At 43.9% G+C, this 17,885-nt stretch carries 19 protein-coding genes; 8 read left to right on the top strand and 11 right to left on the bottom strand.

What is annotated here, in order from left to right:
- The first annotated feature begins 2 nt into the window (after window positions 1–2).
- Both ACOTXC_RS08365 and ACOTXC_RS08360 read left to right on the top strand, forming a co-directional pair.
- Window positions 3–749, top strand: a complete 747-nt coding sequence (locus ACOTXC_RS08365) for an SAM-dependent methyltransferase (RefSeq protein ID WP_022647184.1) — start codon at window positions 3–5, stop codon at window positions 747–749.
- A gap of 169 nt (window positions 750–918) precedes the next feature.
- Window positions 919–1,413 carry a DUF523 domain-containing protein gene (locus ACOTXC_RS08360; protein WP_022647183.1) on the top strand — a complete coding sequence of 165 codons (495 nt, stop codon included), beginning with the start codon at window positions 919–921 and terminating at the stop codon, window positions 1,411–1,413.
- Between the two features lie 366 nt (window positions 1,414–1,779).
- On the opposite strand, the gene hha is transcribed toward ACOTXC_RS08360, so the two are convergent.
- From hha to ACOTXC_RS08325, 7 genes are all read right to left on the bottom strand, one after another.
- A complete protein-coding gene (hha, locus tag ACOTXC_RS08355) occupies window positions 1,780–1,983 on the bottom strand; it encodes a hemolysin expression modulator Hha (RefSeq protein WP_038415439.1) in 204 nt (67 codons plus the stop codon).
- A gap of 49 nt (window positions 1,984–2,032) precedes the next feature.
- Window positions 2,033–3,121, bottom strand: coding sequence for a fimbrial protein (locus ACOTXC_RS08350; RefSeq protein ID WP_126490666.1), 1,089 nt, complete (start codon window positions 3,119–3,121; stop codon window positions 2,033–2,035).
- Window positions 3,122–3,150: 29 nt separating this feature from the next.
- Complete coding sequence (locus ACOTXC_RS08345) at window positions 3,151–5,736, bottom strand: fimbria/pilus outer membrane usher protein (RefSeq protein WP_260472320.1); 2,586 nt, start codon at window positions 5,734–5,736, stop codon at window positions 3,151–3,153.
- 24 nt (window positions 5,737–5,760) lie between these two features.
- Window positions 5,761–6,474: a fimbrial biogenesis chaperone gene (locus ACOTXC_RS08340; RefSeq protein WP_126490665.1), complete on the bottom strand. Its 714-nt coding sequence runs from the start codon at window positions 6,472–6,474 to the stop codon at window positions 5,761–5,763.
- Between the two features lie 63 nt (window positions 6,475–6,537).
- Window positions 6,538–7,086 (bottom strand): fimbrial protein, encoded by a 549-nt coding sequence (locus tag ACOTXC_RS08335; protein WP_045622410.1) that lies wholly within the window; start codon window positions 7,084–7,086, stop codon window positions 6,538–6,540.
- Window positions 7,087–7,302: 216 nt separating this feature from the next.
- On the bottom strand, window positions 7,303–7,890 hold the full coding sequence (locus tag ACOTXC_RS08330) for a hypothetical protein (RefSeq protein ID WP_126314634.1): 588 nt from the start codon (window positions 7,888–7,890) through the stop codon (window positions 7,303–7,305).
- A 13-nt stretch (window positions 7,891–7,903) separates the two neighbouring features.
- Window positions 7,904–8,650 (bottom strand): EAL domain-containing protein, encoded by a 747-nt coding sequence (locus ACOTXC_RS08325; RefSeq protein WP_126490664.1) that lies wholly within the window; start codon window positions 8,648–8,650, stop codon window positions 7,904–7,906.
- A gap of 453 nt (window positions 8,651–9,103) precedes the next feature.
- Between ACOTXC_RS08325 and ACOTXC_RS08320 the strand changes: the two genes are divergently transcribed.
- The 3 genes from ACOTXC_RS08320 (at window position 9,104) to ACOTXC_RS08310 (ending at window position 11,790) form a co-directional block, all read left to right on the top strand.
- Window positions 9,104–9,961: a winged helix-turn-helix domain-containing protein gene (locus ACOTXC_RS08320; protein WP_126490663.1), complete on the top strand. Its 858-nt coding sequence runs from the start codon at window positions 9,104–9,106 to the stop codon at window positions 9,959–9,961.
- On the top strand, window positions 9,954–10,442 hold the full coding sequence (locus ACOTXC_RS08315) for a hypothetical protein (RefSeq protein ID WP_185806753.1): 489 nt from the start codon (window positions 9,954–9,956) through the stop codon (window positions 10,440–10,442). Before ACOTXC_RS08320 ends, ACOTXC_RS08315 begins: the two co-directional genes overlap by 8 nt.
- Window positions 10,443–11,118: 676 nt before the next feature.
- On the top strand, window positions 11,119–11,790 hold the full coding sequence (locus ACOTXC_RS08310) for an SOS response-associated peptidase (protein WP_126490661.1): 672 nt from the start codon (window positions 11,119–11,121) through the stop codon (window positions 11,788–11,790).
- Between the two features lie 9 nt (window positions 11,791–11,799).
- On the opposite strand, the gene ACOTXC_RS08305 is transcribed toward ACOTXC_RS08310, so the two are convergent.
- Together ACOTXC_RS08305 and ACOTXC_RS08300 are read right to left on the bottom strand one after the other, a co-directional pair.
- On the bottom strand, window positions 11,800–12,114 hold the full coding sequence (locus ACOTXC_RS08305; RefSeq protein WP_126490660.1) for a hypothetical protein: 315 nt from the start codon (window positions 12,112–12,114) through the stop codon (window positions 11,800–11,802).
- A complete protein-coding gene (locus ACOTXC_RS08300; protein ID WP_126490659.1) occupies window positions 12,114–12,353 on the bottom strand; it encodes a hypothetical protein in 240 nt (79 codons plus the stop codon). The genes ACOTXC_RS08305 and ACOTXC_RS08300 overlap by 1 nt, the downstream gene beginning before the upstream one ends.
- Window positions 12,354–12,465: 112 nt before the next feature.
- On the opposite strand from ACOTXC_RS08300, the gene ACOTXC_RS08295 reads away from it, so the two are divergent.
- The 3 genes from ACOTXC_RS08295 to ACOTXC_RS08285 are packed head-to-tail and all read left to right on the top strand — an operon-like array spanning window position 12,466 to window position 15,231.
- Window positions 12,466–12,828 carry a GtrA family protein gene (locus ACOTXC_RS08295; protein ID WP_126490820.1) on the top strand — a complete coding sequence of 121 codons (363 nt, stop codon included), beginning with the start codon at window positions 12,466–12,468 and terminating at the stop codon, window positions 12,826–12,828.
- The gene (locus ACOTXC_RS08290; RefSeq protein ID WP_126490819.1) at window positions 12,825–13,769 is read left to right on the top strand and encodes a glycosyltransferase family 2 protein; all 945 of its coding nucleotides are present in this window, start codon (window positions 12,825–12,827) and stop codon (window positions 13,767–13,769) included. Before ACOTXC_RS08295 ends, ACOTXC_RS08290 begins: the two co-directional genes overlap by 4 nt.
- The gene (locus ACOTXC_RS08285; RefSeq protein WP_421767562.1) at window positions 13,759–15,231 is read left to right on the top strand and encodes a glucosyltransferase domain-containing protein; all 1,473 of its coding nucleotides are present in this window, start codon (window positions 13,759–13,761) and stop codon (window positions 15,229–15,231) included. The genes ACOTXC_RS08290 and ACOTXC_RS08285 overlap by 11 nt, the downstream gene beginning before the upstream one ends.
- Window positions 15,232–15,313: 82 nt before the next feature.
- On the opposite strand, the gene ACOTXC_RS08280 is transcribed toward ACOTXC_RS08285, so the two are convergent.
- Both ACOTXC_RS08280 and ACOTXC_RS08275 read right to left on the bottom strand, forming a co-directional pair.
- Window positions 15,314–15,763 carry a hypothetical protein gene (locus tag ACOTXC_RS08280; protein ID WP_126490817.1) on the bottom strand — a complete coding sequence of 150 codons (450 nt, stop codon included), beginning with the start codon at window positions 15,761–15,763 and terminating at the stop codon, window positions 15,314–15,316.
- A gap of 9 nt (window positions 15,764–15,772) precedes the next feature.
- A complete protein-coding gene (locus ACOTXC_RS08275; RefSeq protein WP_185806755.1) occupies window positions 15,773–17,695 on the bottom strand; it encodes a hypothetical protein in 1,923 nt (640 codons plus the stop codon).
- Between the last annotated feature and the right edge of the window lie 190 nt (window positions 17,696–17,885).

Raw genomic sequence — 17,885 nt, 5'->3', positions numbered from 1 at the left:
TGATGGATATCCCACGTATTTTTACTGTTAGCGAAAGCGAACACCGCATTCATAACCCCTTTACGCAAGAGAAGTACGCGACGCTGGGCCGCGTGTTACGCATGAAGCGAGGCACACGCATTCTCGATCTTGGCAGCGGCTCGGGAGAGATGCTTTGCACCTGGGCACGTGATTACGGTATCACCGGTACCGGCATCGACATGAGCCCGCTCTTCACCGCGCAGGCCACGCGGCGCGCAGAGGAACTCGGCGTCAGCGAACGCGTCCATTTCATTCATAACGACGCGGCTGGCTATGTCGCGAATGAAAAATGTGACGTGGCGGCCTGCGTTGGCGCAACCTGGATTGCGGGTGGCGTAGCCGGGACGATGGATCTGCTGGCAAAAAGCCTCAAGCCCGGGGGAATAATGCTCATTGGCGAACCGTACTGGCGTCAGGTACCCGCGACGGAGGAGACAGCCCAGGCGTGCGGCGTCTCGTCGATTGCAGACTTTCTCACTCTGCCCGGTCTGGTTGCGTCTTTCGATCAACAGGGCTATGACCTGGTTGAAATGGTGCTGGCAGACCAGGAAGGCTGGGACAGGTACGAAGCCGCAAAATGGATGACCATGCGTCGCTGGCTGGAGGAAAACCCAGAAGATGACTTCGCGCAGGAGGTTCGGGCGGAGCTGACGATAGCGCCTGAACGTCATGTGACGTACTCGCGGGAGTACTTTGGCTGGGGGGTGTTTGCGTTAATGGCGCGATAATATGGCGCTGGCGGTATAGCCTTGGGGGTATACCGCCATTCGGCGTTTACGATCATGCTTTTTCTCAATCAGACTAAAGATACAGCGCAGCATTCCCCCGCTAAGAGACAGATATATACAAGTAATGTGTTAACATACAGCTATACGGGTTACGTCATATTAGATAACGATGATCAATAAAATACTGGTAAGTGCATGCCTGACGGGACTCAAAGTACGTTATGACGGAAGCGAGAAAGCACAGATGTCAGATCAGTTGCAGCGCTGGCAGAAAGAAGGACGCCTTGTGATCTTCTGTCCAGAACTGGCCGCCGGTTTATCAGTGCCCCGTCCTCCGGCTGAAATTATTTCTGCTGAAATTAAAGATACATTGCTGGCGCAGGTCAGAATAATTGAAATTAATGGGCAGGATGTCACTGAACAATATCAGCTCGCCGCCAGATTAGCGCTTCGTACCGCTCAGGAGTCAGATTGTACCGCGGCGCTATTAACCGACGACAGCCCAACATGCGGTAGTCAATTTATCTATGACGGTTCATTCAGCGGCCAGCGTAAGTCAGGAATGGGTGTCGCTGCATCGCTACTCTCCAAACATGGTATAGCCGTATTTTCTGAGAAGAGGCTCGCCGATCTGATTGCCTGGATTGATGAAAAAGAAAAGTGAGTTCTTTTTAAATAGCTACGGACAAAACTCACTTAATCCGTTTATGTCATTTTTTGAGAAAAACACGCTTCACAAAACCTTTCTGAATCTCATTAATTTTAAGCAGCAATCGATTTGGTGAAACGTTAGCGCGGAAATGTCGATGAGATCAGGGATAGACACATGAAAATTGCTAAAAATATGATCATCTCAGCCATCCTGTTACCTTTCTAGTGATTATCTGCGGATGGCCAATAACGTCATAAAATTTAACGTGCATGGAGCATTCAGCCCACCTGACGACGAGAAGGATACTCCTCTTCCAGCCGTCAGGTTTGACATAACTTAACGTCACGCAGGCGCTGTGCTACCTGCCACGCCCGCATTTTATTTCACAAATTTCCACACTTCCGGAGGTACCTTGTCGTAAAGTTTCCCCATTGTCAGTTCGGCCAGTCGATGATCGACCGCAGAGTTAAATGTCTCCAGCTCATCACTGGAAAGAGAATAGGTGTTTTTATCTATGAGTTTTTCTAACGTATCTTTTGATGTACACCGCCTGAGTTGTAAAAGCCATTCCTGTCTGGTCATATCGACTCTTTAATTTCAATGGATGAGAGAAAAATTATTATTTATCATACTAATAATAATTTATTGTGAACGTTAGCGCTGACTCCGCCAAACCAGGAGTCACCTGCCCGCCTGACTGTATATATCTGGCCTGCAGAGGGATGCGTAATTGCGTCACTCCCGTATTTCCGGTTACGGGGCCCAGAGGATCAAAAGCTGTTCCCATTGTTATCAAGCTGGTATCATTTTGCTTTCGGATCTGCATGTCTATCCCCGTTGCGCTGCCAGTACCTGCTTTGAGACTGAATGAATCAGGGGTTGGATTGCCATAAACGGGATTAATCAATAAACTCATTTGGTTTTTTGCCTGAAAATATCCTGGATAATTCCCCGGACAGTTATCTAATTCAATGTTGAAATCCACCCATTGACTGGTACTTCCCACACCGGTGAAATCCGTTGTTTTATAGTTTCCCATCGGCACGACCACATCAGGTGTCTGGCATGTAAACGGAATAATATTAACTGAGCCGCTAAAAGATACAGACCCCATCGTTATTTTCTTTCCGTCATAGGGTGTTCCATCACTCTTATAAATCATGCCGTATATGCCGAAGGTGGGCAGGTCACTCCCCAATAAAACGCCTGGCTGTAAGAGGGAACCGTTAACTAATGCTATATAATATGCCCCCATACCTATGCCAGAACCATTACCAATGATAGAAGATCCAGCGGGGCCGTGAATTGTTACATAATGAACTGTAGTCACCGCCATGCCTGGTGGTGAAGAAAGAGAATTAGTGAATCCGACTCCAAATGCCGGAGCATTCATTGCAACGACACTGTAAGCTGGATTAACCCCTATATTCAAATTATAAGAACTACCATATGAACTCAATGGTTCAAGAAAAACATATAGCGTATAAGTTGCGATATCTCCACCAGTTACATAACACTGATAATTGTAATTTGAAGTTATAGTGTAATAAGAGGCTATCACAGTAGTCAACGAGGATAGGTCAACACCGGGTGAAATACTACCTCCAGGTAATACTATCTCCTTGTGGCCAATATTCGTGTCGTCACAAACAGGTGCAGCTAAGGCCACCGACGGGAAATGCGCCATGATGAACAATGAAATAGCGAGTAACATTTTCATGCTACTGCGTGACAGAAACCCTACCGCATTCAATAACATTCCAGGACCTCTTTCTTCATATTAATTGCTGAATCTTCTTCGGAAACGATGACTTTCATTTTGCACTCCCCCTGATTACCGGCCTTCAGTTTGAGAATATGAGTGCCTGGCTCAAGGCGAACAAATATCTGCCCGGCCTGGCCGACGATCGCAATATAATTACCCTTCTCACTGCTGACATCAGCGCCGAAGGGGACTGGTTCTCCTTTCCATCGGGCAGAAATCAGTACGGGGACCCCTGTTTGCGTATTATATTTAACCTTTACAATAGCACCGGCGTAGGGGGCCACCTTACGTGACGTGCTATCAAAGCCGACATTATTCGTCGCATCCTTTGGATCGATGGCCACTTCATTCAGTTCATACGCATTCAGATAAGGCACCGCTGCATACCCGGCATTATCAATGCTGATACCAGGGTACGAGGAAACCCGGGCGCCTTTGGCTCCTCTGGCTTCAATCAACGCCCAGGTATCTGAGGTGTAAGGGCTGAGGGTTGCGCCACCGGAATGCAGGATCACGGACCCATTCGCACCAAATGACTGGCTCTGATAGTGATTACCAACGCTGCTGCTGGCATTAAGATAGGTATATGGTGTCCGCCACTGCCCGTTAACATACAGGCTGCTGCCGGTTGCGCCGCTGGTATTGCGGGCTGTTACCCCATAGCTGTACTGGTTGTCTTCGCCGGCAGTTCCGGACAGGGAGGCCGCCTCAGACCATGAATCATCATTGTTGCGCCCTGTTTCCAGACGCGCGGATGGAACGTCTGTATCTCCGGCAGTACCGAGAGGGAAGCTGAGGGACAGAAGCCAGCTGGTATCGCTTTTGCCGTACCAGGTGTATGTCCGGTTGACATTTAATCCGTAAGTAACTGAATTCCAGCTATTACTGTAACCGACCTGGAACTGTTTATCGGTATCCTTACTGTTCCAGTAATTCTGTAATGACGCACTTGCGTAGAACTGTCCCAGGCCTTCTGGAAGAGACTGGCTGGCAGTCAGGGTATAGCGGCTTTTGGAACGTTTCAGACGCTGTTCATCGTAACCACGCGCCAGCATATCTTTTGTCATCATGGCTGTTGCCAAATCGTAATAGCCCTGCGTTGAAAAACGATAGGTTGCCAGCGTCAGATTGGTGCCCGTCCGGGGGATGAATTTTGAATAGCTGAGTCTGTAGCTCTGTCCGGATAACGTTTTATGGCTATATTCCTGAGCATTCGGGTTGCCCGCAAAAGAGGCATGCGACTGGGTGATATCCAGAGAAATCGCCCCGGCCTGGGTTCCTAATGCCATACCAGCCTGAGCGGCATAATAACCATCGCTTTGTTGCCAGCCAGTATAGCCCGTCAGGTAATTTGACAGTCCGTGCTGCCAGGTTGCCTCATAAAACTCTGGTTTATCTCTAAGGTTGAGCTGGCGTAATTTACCCGCCGTAAAGGAATAGCGGTACGACCCCGGTCTAATGAGCTGGGGCATCGCGGTATATGGGACCAGAAAAAAGTTTTCATTGCCATCTGCCTCCCGGACGGTCACGGCCAGATCGCCACCAAACCCCGTCGGATAAAGATCGTTAATGAGGAATTCACCCGGGGACACGGTAGTTTCGTAAATAATGGCGCTGTTCTGGCGTACAGTGACTTTCGCATTCGTTCTGGCCATCCCCCTGATTTCAGGTGCATAACCCCGCAGCGAAGCCGGATACATGCGCTCATCGCTGGCAATTTGCATACCGGAAAAGGGCAGTGAGTCAAAAACCCTGCCTGTAGTATTAGACTGGCCGACAAGTAAGCGGCCTTTAATGAACGGAATATCCCGCTGCGCATACGAGTTCAGAGACTGATAATCCTTTTTCCCGTCATCTGACCAGGAATAAGAGCCATTATGACGGAAATACCATGCACCAAGATTAAATCCGGTATTTAGCGAGGCAAACAACGATTTATAATCGTAATGACTGGACTGACTTGTCCAGGCGTTGAGGCCATAGCTGAGAAATGCTGCTGGTATACCGCTATCCCAGAGTTCCGGGTTCACGAAACCACGCGCAGAGCGATGGACATATTTTTGCGGCAACGTAATATCCAGTACCTGCTCACCGGCATCGAATTCGACCCTGGCATTCGGGATGCCAGATAAGATCTCGGTGCAGCCATCAGAATTTGGCTGTCGCACTGTGTCGGTCTCATTGATTCTTTCCCAGGCCAGAGGGATCGCTTTCAGTAATTCCGGCGTTATACAGACATAACCAGAGTTATCCGCCCGGGTTTTAATCTCGATATTTTCATTCCCTACTTCACTCCCATTTACCCGAATAGAGGCATAATATTTCCCGGGTAAAAGAAAACCGCGCTTTGAAAAGCGGCTGATATCGACGGGTTGATTGTTTTGTAACATCAGTACATCACTGATAAATTCAACGTCCCCGGTCCCGGGGTCAGGTATCACTTCTGACAGAGGATTCTCAGGCTGCGCTCCTGTGTATTCCATTGCTTCAGTTGAATGCGATATACTGCAAAAACCCGCAACAGCTGCTGCAAGAAAGCTCTTGCGGAAATATTTATTATGGTTTTTCACGTTATATTCCCTGTCAAACAGACGTTATTGAACAGCAGCAGATTTCGCAGTGACTGCGCCATAATCATTGACGGCGTCAAAGTGAATCGTTTGTCCATGCCTTACCTGCAACGGAAACGACTCAGCATCAAAAGGTGCTATCATTTTCCCTTCGGTCTTTTTTCCATTCGCTTTTACGCCAGAAATAGATACATTCCAGGGCGTTTTATTGATGGCCTGTAATTTCCCGTCTACGGTTTTCCATTCGAGCTTATCCGGAGCTTCAATGGATTTCCCCTGAAGCGCCTGCGGCCGATAAAAAAGTTTTATCCGGGTACGAAAAGCGATTTGTAAAAAATTATCATCTTTCTTTGCACTGTTACGTGCTGGCACTTCAAGCACGTTAAGCCAGAATACTGACTCTTTATCTGAAGGAAGCTGTTTTCCGGTAAAACTGATCTGTAGTGTCTGACCTTTGCCGGGATCAACACGGTTTATCGGTGGCGTCACAATAAAGGGGGCAGTGCTGGTATCTGGTGATTTGCCCATAACGCCATCATCAACCCAACTCTGGATAAGTACGGGGGATTTACCATTATTATTAAGTTTCACACTGACAGAGCGCTCGCCCTGAGAGTAAATCACCCGGGTACCGGTAATAACAATACTGGCTTTCACGGGCGCGCTAAGCAGCACCAGAAAAAGCATGCATAGTGAACTCAGTGTCTGAATAAAAAAAAAGGTATGCTTCCGCTGCATAGGCATAATTCCACTCTCTCTGAAAGGGGGCCGAAGCCCCCCTGATTAATAAAGTACGTTGAATTACATGTACTGAATGGAGTAAACCACCTGGCTGATAACTGTCCCGGCAGTGGTTGCAGCATCAGCAAAATACTCAACTGAATAAGGCAGATTTGCACTGCCGGATGAAACATCAACATAAGTTGTGTTGGCAGCCTGATTGCCGTTACCCGCCACAATGACACCTCCAGTAGCAGAGGACTCATCACGCAGCTGCAGGCTGACGCCGGTTGCCGTTCCGGTCTTATTCAGCAGATGTCCGCTGGCTAAATCCACGGTCGGACCTGCTTCAAAGAACGCGGAGGCGTTTTGCAGAGTGCCCTGGCAATTAGTCAGGGCAATATTAAATCCCGTACGCCCCGCGGTCTGGCCTGCAGTAGTCAACTGGTTGGTACCAACGGTAGGCAGAATAACCGTTGCATCTGCACCCTGTGTATCAACGACGGCATCACAGGTAGTGGCAGTCAGTTGACCATTAAAGGTAATGGTTCCTGTCGATGCAGCATTCGCAGAATTTACAGTTGCACCCAGAACAGCAAACAGCGTTAACGCAATAGCACTTTTTTTCATGTCTATATCCTTAGATCATATTTATACACGATAGAGTTGTAATAAGGAGATGTGAAAACATCCTTATCAAACCCCTTACTTAGAATGGTGAAAATCACCAGGCACTACAAAAAAACATAAAGCGTTGAGTTATTAATTTTCAGTATTAAGCACTTCATCTGTTCAAACAAATGAATTTTGGCAATAAACAAACAGAGGTAAACCATGGGACAGCGGTTATAGCATCCCTGTTCTAATTTCACTTAATGCTTTCACTACAAAATGAGCTTCCCCATCACCATTAACCAACATTTTCTGATAAGCAGAACGTTTATAATGACTAATTTTCTTAACCCCAGTTTTATACTTAAAGGAACTAAACTGGGCACCGGTTAAGTTAAAATAGTTGAAAATCACCTGTTCCTCTTTTTGGGTAAGAGATATGCCAGGCATAAAACTTACCCTCCCGTACTTCTTAATTACATCTAACATCCGCCATGATGAAAGGCATCTGTTAATTACCAGAAAACCTTTATAACAAAGCGCCATTTCTCTTTTGCCGAGGGTTCTCAGAGAAAAGACAATATTAGTTCTAAAACGCGCAGCGAAATTCCTGATGAGGTGCAAGTCATCCACTGCCAGTATAATGATGCTTTTTTCATTATAGTTTTCAAAAGGAATACCATCAGAAAAACATTCCTGCTGGTTTTGATCTACATAATGACAAAAAACATTTAGATTATTTTCATTCTTTAATAAAAACCCCAACCCATTAAGGTAAAAATAATCATCGGATATGAGAAAAACTGTTTTTTTTACTGTCATGGTATCCGTCCTGTCAGCGGTAGTGTTTCATAAAATCACAAAAAGCAGCTACGGATAAAGGTCGTGAAAAAAAATACCCTTGCATATGTATGATTCCAGCGTTTCCCAGAGCCTCTTTCTGATGTTGATTTTCCACCCCTTCCGCAACAATATGCACCCCGCACAGAGAGGATACTTTTACGATGCCATCAATTAACTTCCGGTAAATTAGTTCAAAGTTCTCTTTTATCTGCGTAACCGAGCGATCCAGTTTTAGAATTGAAACATTACTTACGCCAAAAAATTTCATTGCAGCAGTGTTTATCCCAGCATCATCAATAGCGAACTTCACTCCGATAGAATTATAGAATGCGATTGCATTCAGAATATCACTGGTCGCGTCAGTAATATTTCTTTCCACTATCTCAAGCAGGATCACCACATCTGTTTTGAAATAACTCTTAAACCTCACTACCGCATTCCTGATAGTTTTAGAGCTTATCTGACCACAGGTGATATTCAGAGAAAAAACAAAGCCCGATGGGATTTCGCCTGCGCCGTCATTTTTCCTTAACAGTTCTGCCGTTTTCAGTAAAAGCTCTCTTGCATAAAAATCTGCACGCTCAGGCACCTCAAGTTCTTCGATATGCAGCTGATTAAGTATGTATCCTTTTTTTGTTTTTACTCTACAGAGGATTTCTGCTCCCACGATACAGTTATCATAAGTATTAATAACAGGCTGAAGGAAAGGCGTAACATCCATTTCACAATGTAAGAACATTTCTTTTCAAGTGTATCATTCATTATCAGCATGTTTCATACCCTTCTTTTATCTGTATCGCAGTGTTTATCCTTACTTTCGTTTGCTTCAGCGTGTCCGTCTGCAATGAAACAATCATAACTCTGACTTCTAATTTTTTATATAATATATTGCAAAATATATAAATATCAGATGATTCATCTGAGTATATGTGCAATATTAATTTTTTTATTCTTTTATATAGAAATAAGGCTCATCATTGAGAGAGTTTTACGAACTATCAGAATGTATATAAAACATTCATGTCGGAAGGACAATTCTAAATTTTGATATGATAGTTATTGTAAATAACAAAACACCATCATATTCGCGTGACAGATATGTTTAATATGCTAAAATCTGCGCCAAAATCAGTTTCACTATTTCATACAGGTAAAAGTTCCGCAGGTAAGACCTGAAGGATAAGGACGGGTTATGCTCTATATTTTCAATGAGAATATTGTTTATGATGACGCTCAGTGTTCTTTAACTAACTGTAAGAGTTATGACTCGATCCTTCTTCCAGCAACGGCCTCAAGGTTGCTGTCGTTATTTATCAGATATCAGGGGTCAACTTTAACCCGTGAAGAAATTCTCAATTGCGTATGGGATGAGTACGGTTATAAAGCGTCCAACAATACACTTACACAATATGTATCGTTGATTAGAAAAAATTTTCAGTTACTTGGTGAAACAGCCGATATCATCATCACTATTCCACGTACCGGTTTTGTGATGAACAAAGATGTAGAAGTGAAAATGATCGAACCCGGAGCAGAAAAACAAGACCTGTTGCTTCCGGATACCCGTTTATTCAGTGATGATTTTCTACCTGACACGGTCGAACAGGGGATGTCTCTTACAGAGACTAATACAGATACAGGCACTGAAGAGGACAGTACGACTTCCATTACAAAAAACAGTAAAAGATTAGTATGGTTTCATGGCCTTAATGCATTGTCATTAATCATGTTCTTACTTATTTGTTATCATATTCAGCTTAAAACTAATGAGATGAAAGTATCCAGGGTATACCAGGTCGGTACGATTGACAGCTGCCCTGTATATATGTTTTTCAGAAGTGCGCATGAACTGCTCCCCGTGAGACTCACCTTAACTGAAAAGATAGCCAGAGAATCAATACCTTGCCTCCCAGGAAGCTTTTATATCTCTCAGCAGGAAGACAGCCTGATTTTTGATGAAGCAGGACGTTTATTCATCAGCAGATGCAGTTATCAGGCTGGCAACAAGAAAAAGTTATCCAGTTGCAAGAGCGTATATAGCCATGAATAAAAAATATAAATTATTAACAATTACTTTATTTGTGTTTTTCTCAGGCATCCTTGTCACTATCAGTAACATGACTAAAAGTGGCAATGTTAACTGCTCTGGAACCTTACAAATGAATTCACCGGGCGATCAAGAGTTTCTCTTTAATGGAACCATCAGTGTGGTGATACGACCGGGTACTGAAAGTATTATCAGTATCTTTGGTACTTCGGTATCAGCAAGACAGCCTTCCCCCGTCAATACGCATCTCGTTAATCGGGATATAACATTCACGGTCCTGAGCAGAAACAAAAGCGATTTTTACCTGAGTGATATGAAGACAACAGCTCACCCCGGGGACAGCATGACCGAGACAGAGGCCTCTGGGCTGCTTTTCGATATGTTTGATCTGGAAAACAACAGGCTCACCGTTCGAAGATATCTCAATACCTTTGTTTTTGGCGATGTTCCTCTTCCTTTATTTATTTGTGTGAAAAAAAGATAAAATTTTATAGCCCTTTAATCGGTTTAATATGAAATAAGGTGATTTTCGGATGACCATCTTAACGTTGGTGATATGCACATCTCAGGGCAGAGTTCAAACCAGAATACGGTCAACTGGTTCTGCTCCATAACTTTGCGGTACGACGTAACGTATGTCTGTGCTAAATACACTGTGCATATCTTGCCGTTATTCTCGACCTGTTCACAACAGAACGGATAACAAACCAGGCGGGGAGACAAACCAAAGCGATTAGGCGTTTAAATATAACTTCAGATTGCAACCAAACGAATCCGAAAAGAGATAGCGGGAGAAGTTGAAATGGTGCCGATAATAGGAGTAGAACCTACGACCTTCGCATTACGAATCAGAAGCACTACATTTAACATACTGTTTTAACTAGCATTGGCCGCATTCACACATACAATGCTGATGGCACAAACTGAAAGATGCAGTAACTTAACGATGGGTATATGTCACACCCATGGCACAAACATGTCACGCCCTCAAATCACCAGAAACGCAGAATTTTGCGCAGCCAATTCCAGAATCCTCATCAGCCTGTTTACTGGCTATGCCCTCCCCGCCATAATCACCACCGATCCGATTGTAAGACTTAACTAGCGCGCACTACTTTTTTCTTGCCCTATACTTTCAGTCTGACTGACTGGAGGTTTCTATGTGTGGACGTTTTGCACAAGCCCAAACCCGTGAAGAATATCTGGCTTACCTGGCCGATGAAGGCGATCGCGACATTGCATATGACCCGGAACCAATTGGCCGGTACAACGTGGCGCCCGGCACCAAAGTGCTGCTGCTGAATGAACGCCACGAGCAGTTACATCTCGATCCGGTGTTCTGGGGCTACGCGCCCGGGTGGTGGGATAAAGCACCCCTGACAAACGCGCGCGTCGAAACCGCAGCCACCAGCAGAATGTTTAAGTCTCTCTGGCAGCATGGTCGGGCGATCTGTTTTGCGGATGGATGGTTCGAATGGAAGAAAGATGGCGACAAGAAACAACCCTACTTCATTCACCGTGCCGACGGCCAGCCCATATTCATGGCGGCGATCGGCAGCACGCCGTTCGAGCGCGGTGATGAAGCGGAAGGATTTCTGATAGTGACGTCAGCCGCAGATAAAGGCCTGGTCGATATTCATGACCGTCGGCCACTGGTTCTGTCGCCGGAAGCGGCGCGCGAGTGGATGCGTCAGGATGCAGGTGGGAAAGAAGCTGAGGAGATAATTGCCGACGGGACAGTGCCCGCCGACAAGTTTATCTGGCATGCCGTTACGCGTGCCGTGGGGAATGTTAAGAATCAGGGACCGGAGCTGATCCAGCCGATTTCTTGAGCCTGGTAATCATATCGGTAATCCGTCATCTATTGCGCGGTTGATGAAGAACGTCACTCGGCCAAGAACTTCGACCTCTTCGAGTGCGTTTCCCTCTATCGCCTCACCATCATCTGTAATGAGCGCCTTGCCCATCAACTTCGCAAACTGCGTATGACCGTCGCAAAGGATAAGTAAATCACCGGGTGTTTTTTTCACTGCTGGCTCAATGACTGCAAATCCTGAATCAGTTTCAAGAACCCGGCTCTCTGCCCCGATGTTGCAAATCACCTCGGGTGAAAGTTGGCGCTCGACATAATCGCTTGCAGGTGATGCAAATCCTATTACTGGACCCTCCCCATGTTACGCAGGATCCAGTACCTGTTATCGCTACCGTCTGTCGTCTTGTCAGCAAAGTCTTTTTGGTATCGCTCTATCCAGGCATTCGCTTCTTCGCGCGTGTAGTGCCAGTTGAACTCCCGCAATTTCTCTATGAATGCGTCTGTGCTCGGGTAACGATAGCCCTTAGGGTTGAGCTGTATGGCCGCAATAAAGGCTGCGTGTATGTCTGCTGTGCGTGGCATAATCACCTCACAAAATAACTGTATGCATATACAGTATCGTCAAATATGAGGGTCGATCAAGTTTCACAGTGGTGCTAAACTTCAGACCTTTCCGAATTGACTGATTTTTATAATGTTAAAGATATTTAGTCGTTATGTTTCAGTTGGCGTGATTAACACTGCCTTACATTGGTTATGCTTTGGTGCTCTACTTCATTTTTTTGGCGTCGGGCAAGCTCTGGCTAACGTAATAGCATTTTGCATTGCTGTTACCTTCAGCTTCTTTGCAAATGCAAAATGGACTTTTAATGCTCAGGCAACTTCAGGTCGATACATAGCATTTGTTGTTTTCATGGGGCTGATGGCTGCATTAACCGGCTACATTGCAGATGTTATAGGGGCTCCTCCGATTGTAACGCTTGTAGGGTTCTCCGCGTTTAGTCTTATAGCAGGTTTTGTTTACTCAAAGTTCATTGTCTTTAGGGATGCGAAATGAAGATTTCTTTGGTTGTACCCGTCTTCAACGAAGAAGACGCGATACCGATTTTTTATAAAACGGTGCGGGAATTTGAAGGGCTTCAGCAGTATGAAGTCGAGATAGTCTTCATAAACGACGGCAGCAAAGACGCGACAGAATCAATTATCAACGCGCTTGCTGTTGCCGATCCGCTTGTTGTTCCACTGTCATTCACTCGCAACTTTGGGAAAGAACCTGCGCTATTCGCTGGACTTGACCACGCAAACGGTGAAGCCATTATCCCGATTGACGTAGACTTACAAGACCCCATCGAAGTCATTCCGCACCTGATAGAGAAATGGCAGGCCGGGGCTGACATGGTTCTTGCCAAGCGTTCTGACCGCTCCACTGATGGCAGACTGAAGCGCAAGACAGCTGAGTGGTTCTATAAGCTGCACAACAAGATCAGCAATCCAAAGATTGAAGAAAACGTTGGTGACTTCCGTCTTATGTCGCGTGATGTTGTGGAAAACATTAAGCTCATGCCAGAGCGCAACCTGTTTATGAAGGGTGTACTGAGTTGGGTTGGTGGCCGCACCGATGTCGTTGAATATGCCCGCGCAGAACGAGTTGCAGGTGATTCGAAATTCAACGGATGGAAGTTATGGAATCTTGCATTGGAAGGTATTACTAGTTTCTCAACTTTCCCTCTTCGCATGTGGACGTATATTGGGTTATTTGTAGCTGGACTTTCATTCCTCTATGGTGTATGGATGATTGTCGATAAATTGATTTTTGGCAATAGCGTACCCGGATACCCATCTCTTCTTGTATCAATACTTTTTCTTGGCGGCGTGCAATTAATAGGAATCGGAGTTCTTGGTGAATACATAGGCCGAATTTATTTGGAAACAAAACAAAGGCCAAAATACTTATTAAAACACACAAAAAATGCTATTGGAGGGAGCCGTGAGAATTGATATTTTTGAGCGAGAGATTAACCATAAAAAATCTTTTTACATTTTGCTTTTTATAAGCATTATTTATTTCTTTCCATTAATATTGTCTAACTCGTATTATGTTGATGACAATGAAAGATCTCTATCAGGATTGACTGGGTGGTATTATTTAGGCAGACCACTAACTGATTATACTTATAATTTCCTATCTCAGTCACTAACAGGAGTCGATGTTTTTCCGTTAGGGCTGCTGATTTCTTTATTGGCGTTATCTTATTCATCATACTTGATGATAAAAATGACTGGCAATAGATTTACACTACCATCCATCTGTATTTCGTGCATGCTTTGGATGACACCATTTTTTCTGCAAAACATGTCATACCGATTTGACGGAATGTCAATGTCTCTTTCAGTGCTTAGTTGTGTATTCGCGGCTTACTGTACAACAAATAAAAGCTTGAAATTTGATATTATTGCAGTCTTACTTATAGTTTCCTGTCTTAGTATGTATCAACCTGGGATGTCAGTTTATCTATGCGCAATAGTTGTTTCTTGTTACCACGTTTTTTTGTCAAATGATAAAAAATTACCATCACTAACTATAACAATATTAAGGTCTTCTATTACATTTGTTGTAGCATATCTTTTTTATAGTAAGGTAATATTGCCAGCAATTAACTTTTCCAATATGAGAAGCGATCTCATTTTCAATACTGAAGACCCTGTGAGTTATCTATCATCCTATGTTGAAAAGATAATCATAATGTTGCGTGATGTTTTTAACTCAGGATTCCACGCTCCAGCGTTATTATTATTAGCATCTACTATACTTTCTTTGCTTGTGCTGATATTTCAGTCTAAAGAAAACAAGAATTTAATTAAAAACTTTCACCTGTTAATTGTAACGCTATTATCATTAGTACTGTTAATTTTAATTACGTTTGGACCAACGGCAATCTTGAAGGAATCAACAACCTTCCCAAGGGTCTTCATGTCTAGTGGTTTTATATTATTACTTTTGTTTAATATTAGCTCACGAGTTAAGTATCTTTCTATTTTAACATGTTTTACTTATTTTGTTTCAATATTCTCCTTATCATATTCCTATGGAAATGCCACTAATAAACAAGAGGAATATGATAATCTTATTGCATACAATGCAATTTCACTTATGGCTGGGAATAAAAACACCGCAGTCGTCTTTGGTTACAATAAATATACACAATCAGTTCAAAATACAATGTTGGCAAAACCATACCTCAAGCATATTATTATACCCGGGTACGACTGGACTATTACAAAAAAAATGCAAAATTATAATTTTAACAACATTCAATTCTCTTTTGATAGGAAATTAAGCAAAGAATTAAAGAATGAATTTTGCAAGCGTGGTTATAAACCCACATCCGAAGATTTATTTATAAAAATATACAATATCGATTCCTATGCATTGATATCACTTGGAGATCTTAAGTGTTAATTTGATAGTTAACAAAGGGCGTATCTATCATGTGATACGCCCTCAATTTCATTTATTTATTATTGCGGGAATAATATACTTACTAGTACCCGCGAGCAAAGAAACCAGACAATGTAATAGTAATGCTACTGGGCGAGTTATTCATTAAGCAAGCTTTACCACCAGAATAACCATTAATGGATTGGCTCTGTATACTCCCGCTTGTTGGATATACCGTAATATTATCTCCTCCTTTTATGACTTTTACTTTACCAGATAGATCTGCGGTCACTGTACCTATGGAGGTTAAAGTATTTCCACTTAATGTGTAAAACGATAAAGCACCTGAAGAAGATCTACCCACACCGCATCCAGACTTTTGTTTCTGCTTGTAGTTGAAAATAATCACACCACCAACAGGCAGTGAATCAAGTTCAACTATATTTATTTGAGACAATTTGGTTGCCATAATCATGTCTGGAATTTCATCGTCATGGCTTGATAAATTATACCCCAATGTAAGATCGTTTACCGTTACAACACCTCCAGTCATTCCCTTTACTTATCCGGAAGATAAATTTACAAATGCAAAGCCAGTGTAGCACGTCATCATCTGGTCCCTGAACATTAACCCTGGAGGGAATAGCTTTGATGGTGCCCCGCCATAAGAAATTGATACTATATTTAAACCTTTTTTAATGGTTCCTATGTAAGTTGTTTGTTTCCCAGAAAATGAAGCAATACCATTACTTGCCAAAGAGCCTGAAATATATGCTGGGTTACGGATATCGTTTAGAATTACTGCATATGTATTTGTTCTATCAGGTGTAGTGTATGTAGGGTTAAATGGCTCAAAAACATTCACTGCCACATCACTAACATCACTCCATATAAAGTATCTGCATGTTACATTTTCAGATGCAACAGAAATCATACCCCACCCACCAAGTGCATCAAGATAATCACCTCCGCTAAGGGTAGCAATAGATGGTATATATCTCGAACCAGATGGATACCCCAACCCAATAAAAGAAAGTTGTGTTGTTGGGATGAGATTTTTATTTTTTGTGGCTAAGTAAACTCTTTCTTTAAAAACTTCTTTGGCAGCATAAGCACCGATGTATGCGTGACCAATTGTCGAAGGATGACTCTGGTCAAATACAGTACCGCCATCCCGTTTTGCTACGTCAGAGATGGAGTATGCTCCGATATCTGCGTAAGCGTCAGTTGTGGCTATCGATAGGTCAAGAAATTCGACTTTTGGAAATAATCGCTCGATGCGTTTCTTTATCGCTGATTCAAGAAACGCCTTTGGTGCATCGTTATTGTTTATTGTAACAAAGCAAATAGGGCTTCCATAACCCCATGCTTTTCTTATAATCTTTTCGAATTCGTGAAAATACTGATCAAACCCGATGGTCGGTAATTCACTGTTATCATTATATCCGAGGCTAACGAAAAGAACATCAGGCGCAGTTTTTCCATATGCGGAGTTCTGGAAGAACCCATAATCAAAGTTAGCATACCCCCAACCTGTGGCTAAAGCCTTTCCTGAAGAGGCACAGTTGTATCCTTTAAAGATATTTGTTGTGCTATCAGATAACATGTTTAGGCAGTCAGTGAATATCCTGAACCATGAATATGATCCACCATTAAGATTATGGTTGTAATTTGTTGAGCTCAGATTACCACTGGCATCAGTAGGGTTTGCAGTCCACCCAGAACTGTAAGCTCCGTCCGTTATAGAATCTCCAATGATACCGACATGACAATCAGCAATCGTTGATGGGTATCCCTGTTTGTTTGCAAATTGAGCAAGAGTGCCAAGGGCTGTAAAATCTGTCCCGTTGGTTGCAAGACCCACATCAAAGACATGCTCGTTCCCCCATGGGTCGCGAGTAAGAATTTTCCCTTCACCGATGAATTTTGTTACATCATCGTCTGGCAGGAAATTACAGCGTAGCTGGACACCCTTCGGAACATAAATTTGTCCTGTGTAAGCGTATACTGCTGCGCGGTTATCTGTCGTGCCATCGATGACGACCCCTGGAACATATTTTACAGCTAATGCGTCACTGCGGTATTTACCGTTGCTTAGCTCTGTCCTTAAAGCGGCATCCCCAACACTGACCCACTTCCCGTCACCAATACCGCCAGTGGTATCAGGCGTTGAATTCTCTGGCACGTCCTTAGGGAACGGCCCATCCCAGCGGTAGTATTCGCCTGTCGCTTCAAGGCGCAGAACCTGGTTAGGAAGTGTAAGGTTATTACCGTCTTCGAAGCTATCCAGAGTTATATAGCCAAAGGCTGATACTGCCTGCTGCGCCAACCAGCGTACCCCCTCAATTGTATAGTGCTGGTTTCCGAAACGATCGGTATAGGTCCACCCCATAGAGGTAACAACCTCGTCGATTTTTCCTATGTTGAATTTGAAATCGAACGGAGATTCGCTCGGTACTGGCAGGTTAGTAGGTGTAGTAGCCATATTGATTCCATAAAAAACCCGGCGCGGTGGCCGGGTTCGGTTGGTCGGGGACGGTTCTTATTGGTAGATGGCGTCGCTGTATTCCGCGACGGTCAGGGAAACCGTGTTATCTGTGTTCGGTTTGATGCTGTTGACCGTCCATAGCTGACTGTCCAGCTCCTCAACTGTCGCAATGAGATAGCGCGACGGG

It is taken from the genome of Enterobacter cloacae complex sp. IR5428 (genome assembly GCF_049238585.1).
GTDB classification, from domain to species: Bacteria; Pseudomonadota; Gammaproteobacteria; order Enterobacterales; family Enterobacteriaceae; genus Enterobacter; species Enterobacter intestinihominis.
Note: the sequence above shows the minus strand (reverse complement) of the source record. Positions and strands in the feature narration are given on the sequence as shown.

Excerpts from the sequence above, each read along its gene's own strand:
- ACOTXC_RS08365 (WP_022647184.1), top strand. The coding sequence starts at position 3 with ATGGATATCCCACGTATTTTTACTGTTAGCGAAAGCGAACACCGCATT.
- ACOTXC_RS08360 (WP_022647183.1), top strand. The coding sequence starts at position 919 with ATGATCAATAAAATACTGGTAAGTGCATGCCTGACGGGACTCAAAGTA.
- hha (WP_038415439.1), bottom strand. The coding sequence starts at position 1,983 with ATGACCAGACAGGAATGGCTTTTACAACTCAGGCGGTGTACATCAAAA.
- ACOTXC_RS08350 (WP_126490666.1), bottom strand. The coding sequence starts at position 3,121 with ATGAAAATGTTACTCGCTATTTCATTGTTCATCATGGCGCATTTCCCG.
- ACOTXC_RS08340 (WP_126490665.1), bottom strand. The coding sequence starts at position 6,474 with ATGCAGCGGAAGCATACCTTTTTTTTTATTCAGACACTGAGTTCACTA.
- ACOTXC_RS08335 (WP_045622410.1), bottom strand. The coding sequence starts at position 7,086 with ATGAAAAAAAGTGCTATTGCGTTAACGCTGTTTGCTGTTCTGGGTGCA.
- ACOTXC_RS08330 (WP_126314634.1), bottom strand. The coding sequence starts at position 7,890 with ATGACAGTAAAAAAAACAGTTTTTCTCATATCCGATGATTATTTTTAC.
- ACOTXC_RS08325 (WP_126490664.1), bottom strand. The coding sequence starts at position 8,650 with ATGTTCTTACATTGTGAAATGGATGTTACGCCTTTCCTTCAGCCTGTT.
- ACOTXC_RS08320 (WP_126490663.1), top strand. The coding sequence starts at position 9,104 with ATGCTCTATATTTTCAATGAGAATATTGTTTATGATGACGCTCAGTGT.
- ACOTXC_RS08315 (WP_185806753.1), top strand. The coding sequence starts at position 9,954 with ATGAATAAAAAATATAAATTATTAACAATTACTTTATTTGTGTTTTTC.
- ACOTXC_RS08310 (WP_126490661.1), top strand. The coding sequence starts at position 11,119 with ATGTGTGGACGTTTTGCACAAGCCCAAACCCGTGAAGAATATCTGGCT.
- ACOTXC_RS08300 (WP_126490659.1), bottom strand. The coding sequence starts at position 12,353 with ATGCCACGCACAGCAGACATACACGCAGCCTTTATTGCGGCCATACAG.
- ACOTXC_RS08295 (WP_126490820.1), top strand. The coding sequence starts at position 12,466 with ATGTTAAAGATATTTAGTCGTTATGTTTCAGTTGGCGTGATTAACACT.
- ACOTXC_RS08290 (WP_126490819.1), top strand. The coding sequence starts at position 12,825 with ATGAAGATTTCTTTGGTTGTACCCGTCTTCAACGAAGAAGACGCGATA.
- ACOTXC_RS08280 (WP_126490817.1), bottom strand. The coding sequence starts at position 15,763 with ATGACTGGAGGTGTTGTAACGGTAAACGATCTTACATTGGGGTATAAT.
- ACOTXC_RS08275 (WP_185806755.1), bottom strand. The coding sequence starts at position 17,695 with ATGGCTACTACACCTACTAACCTGCCAGTACCGAGCGAATCTCCGTTC.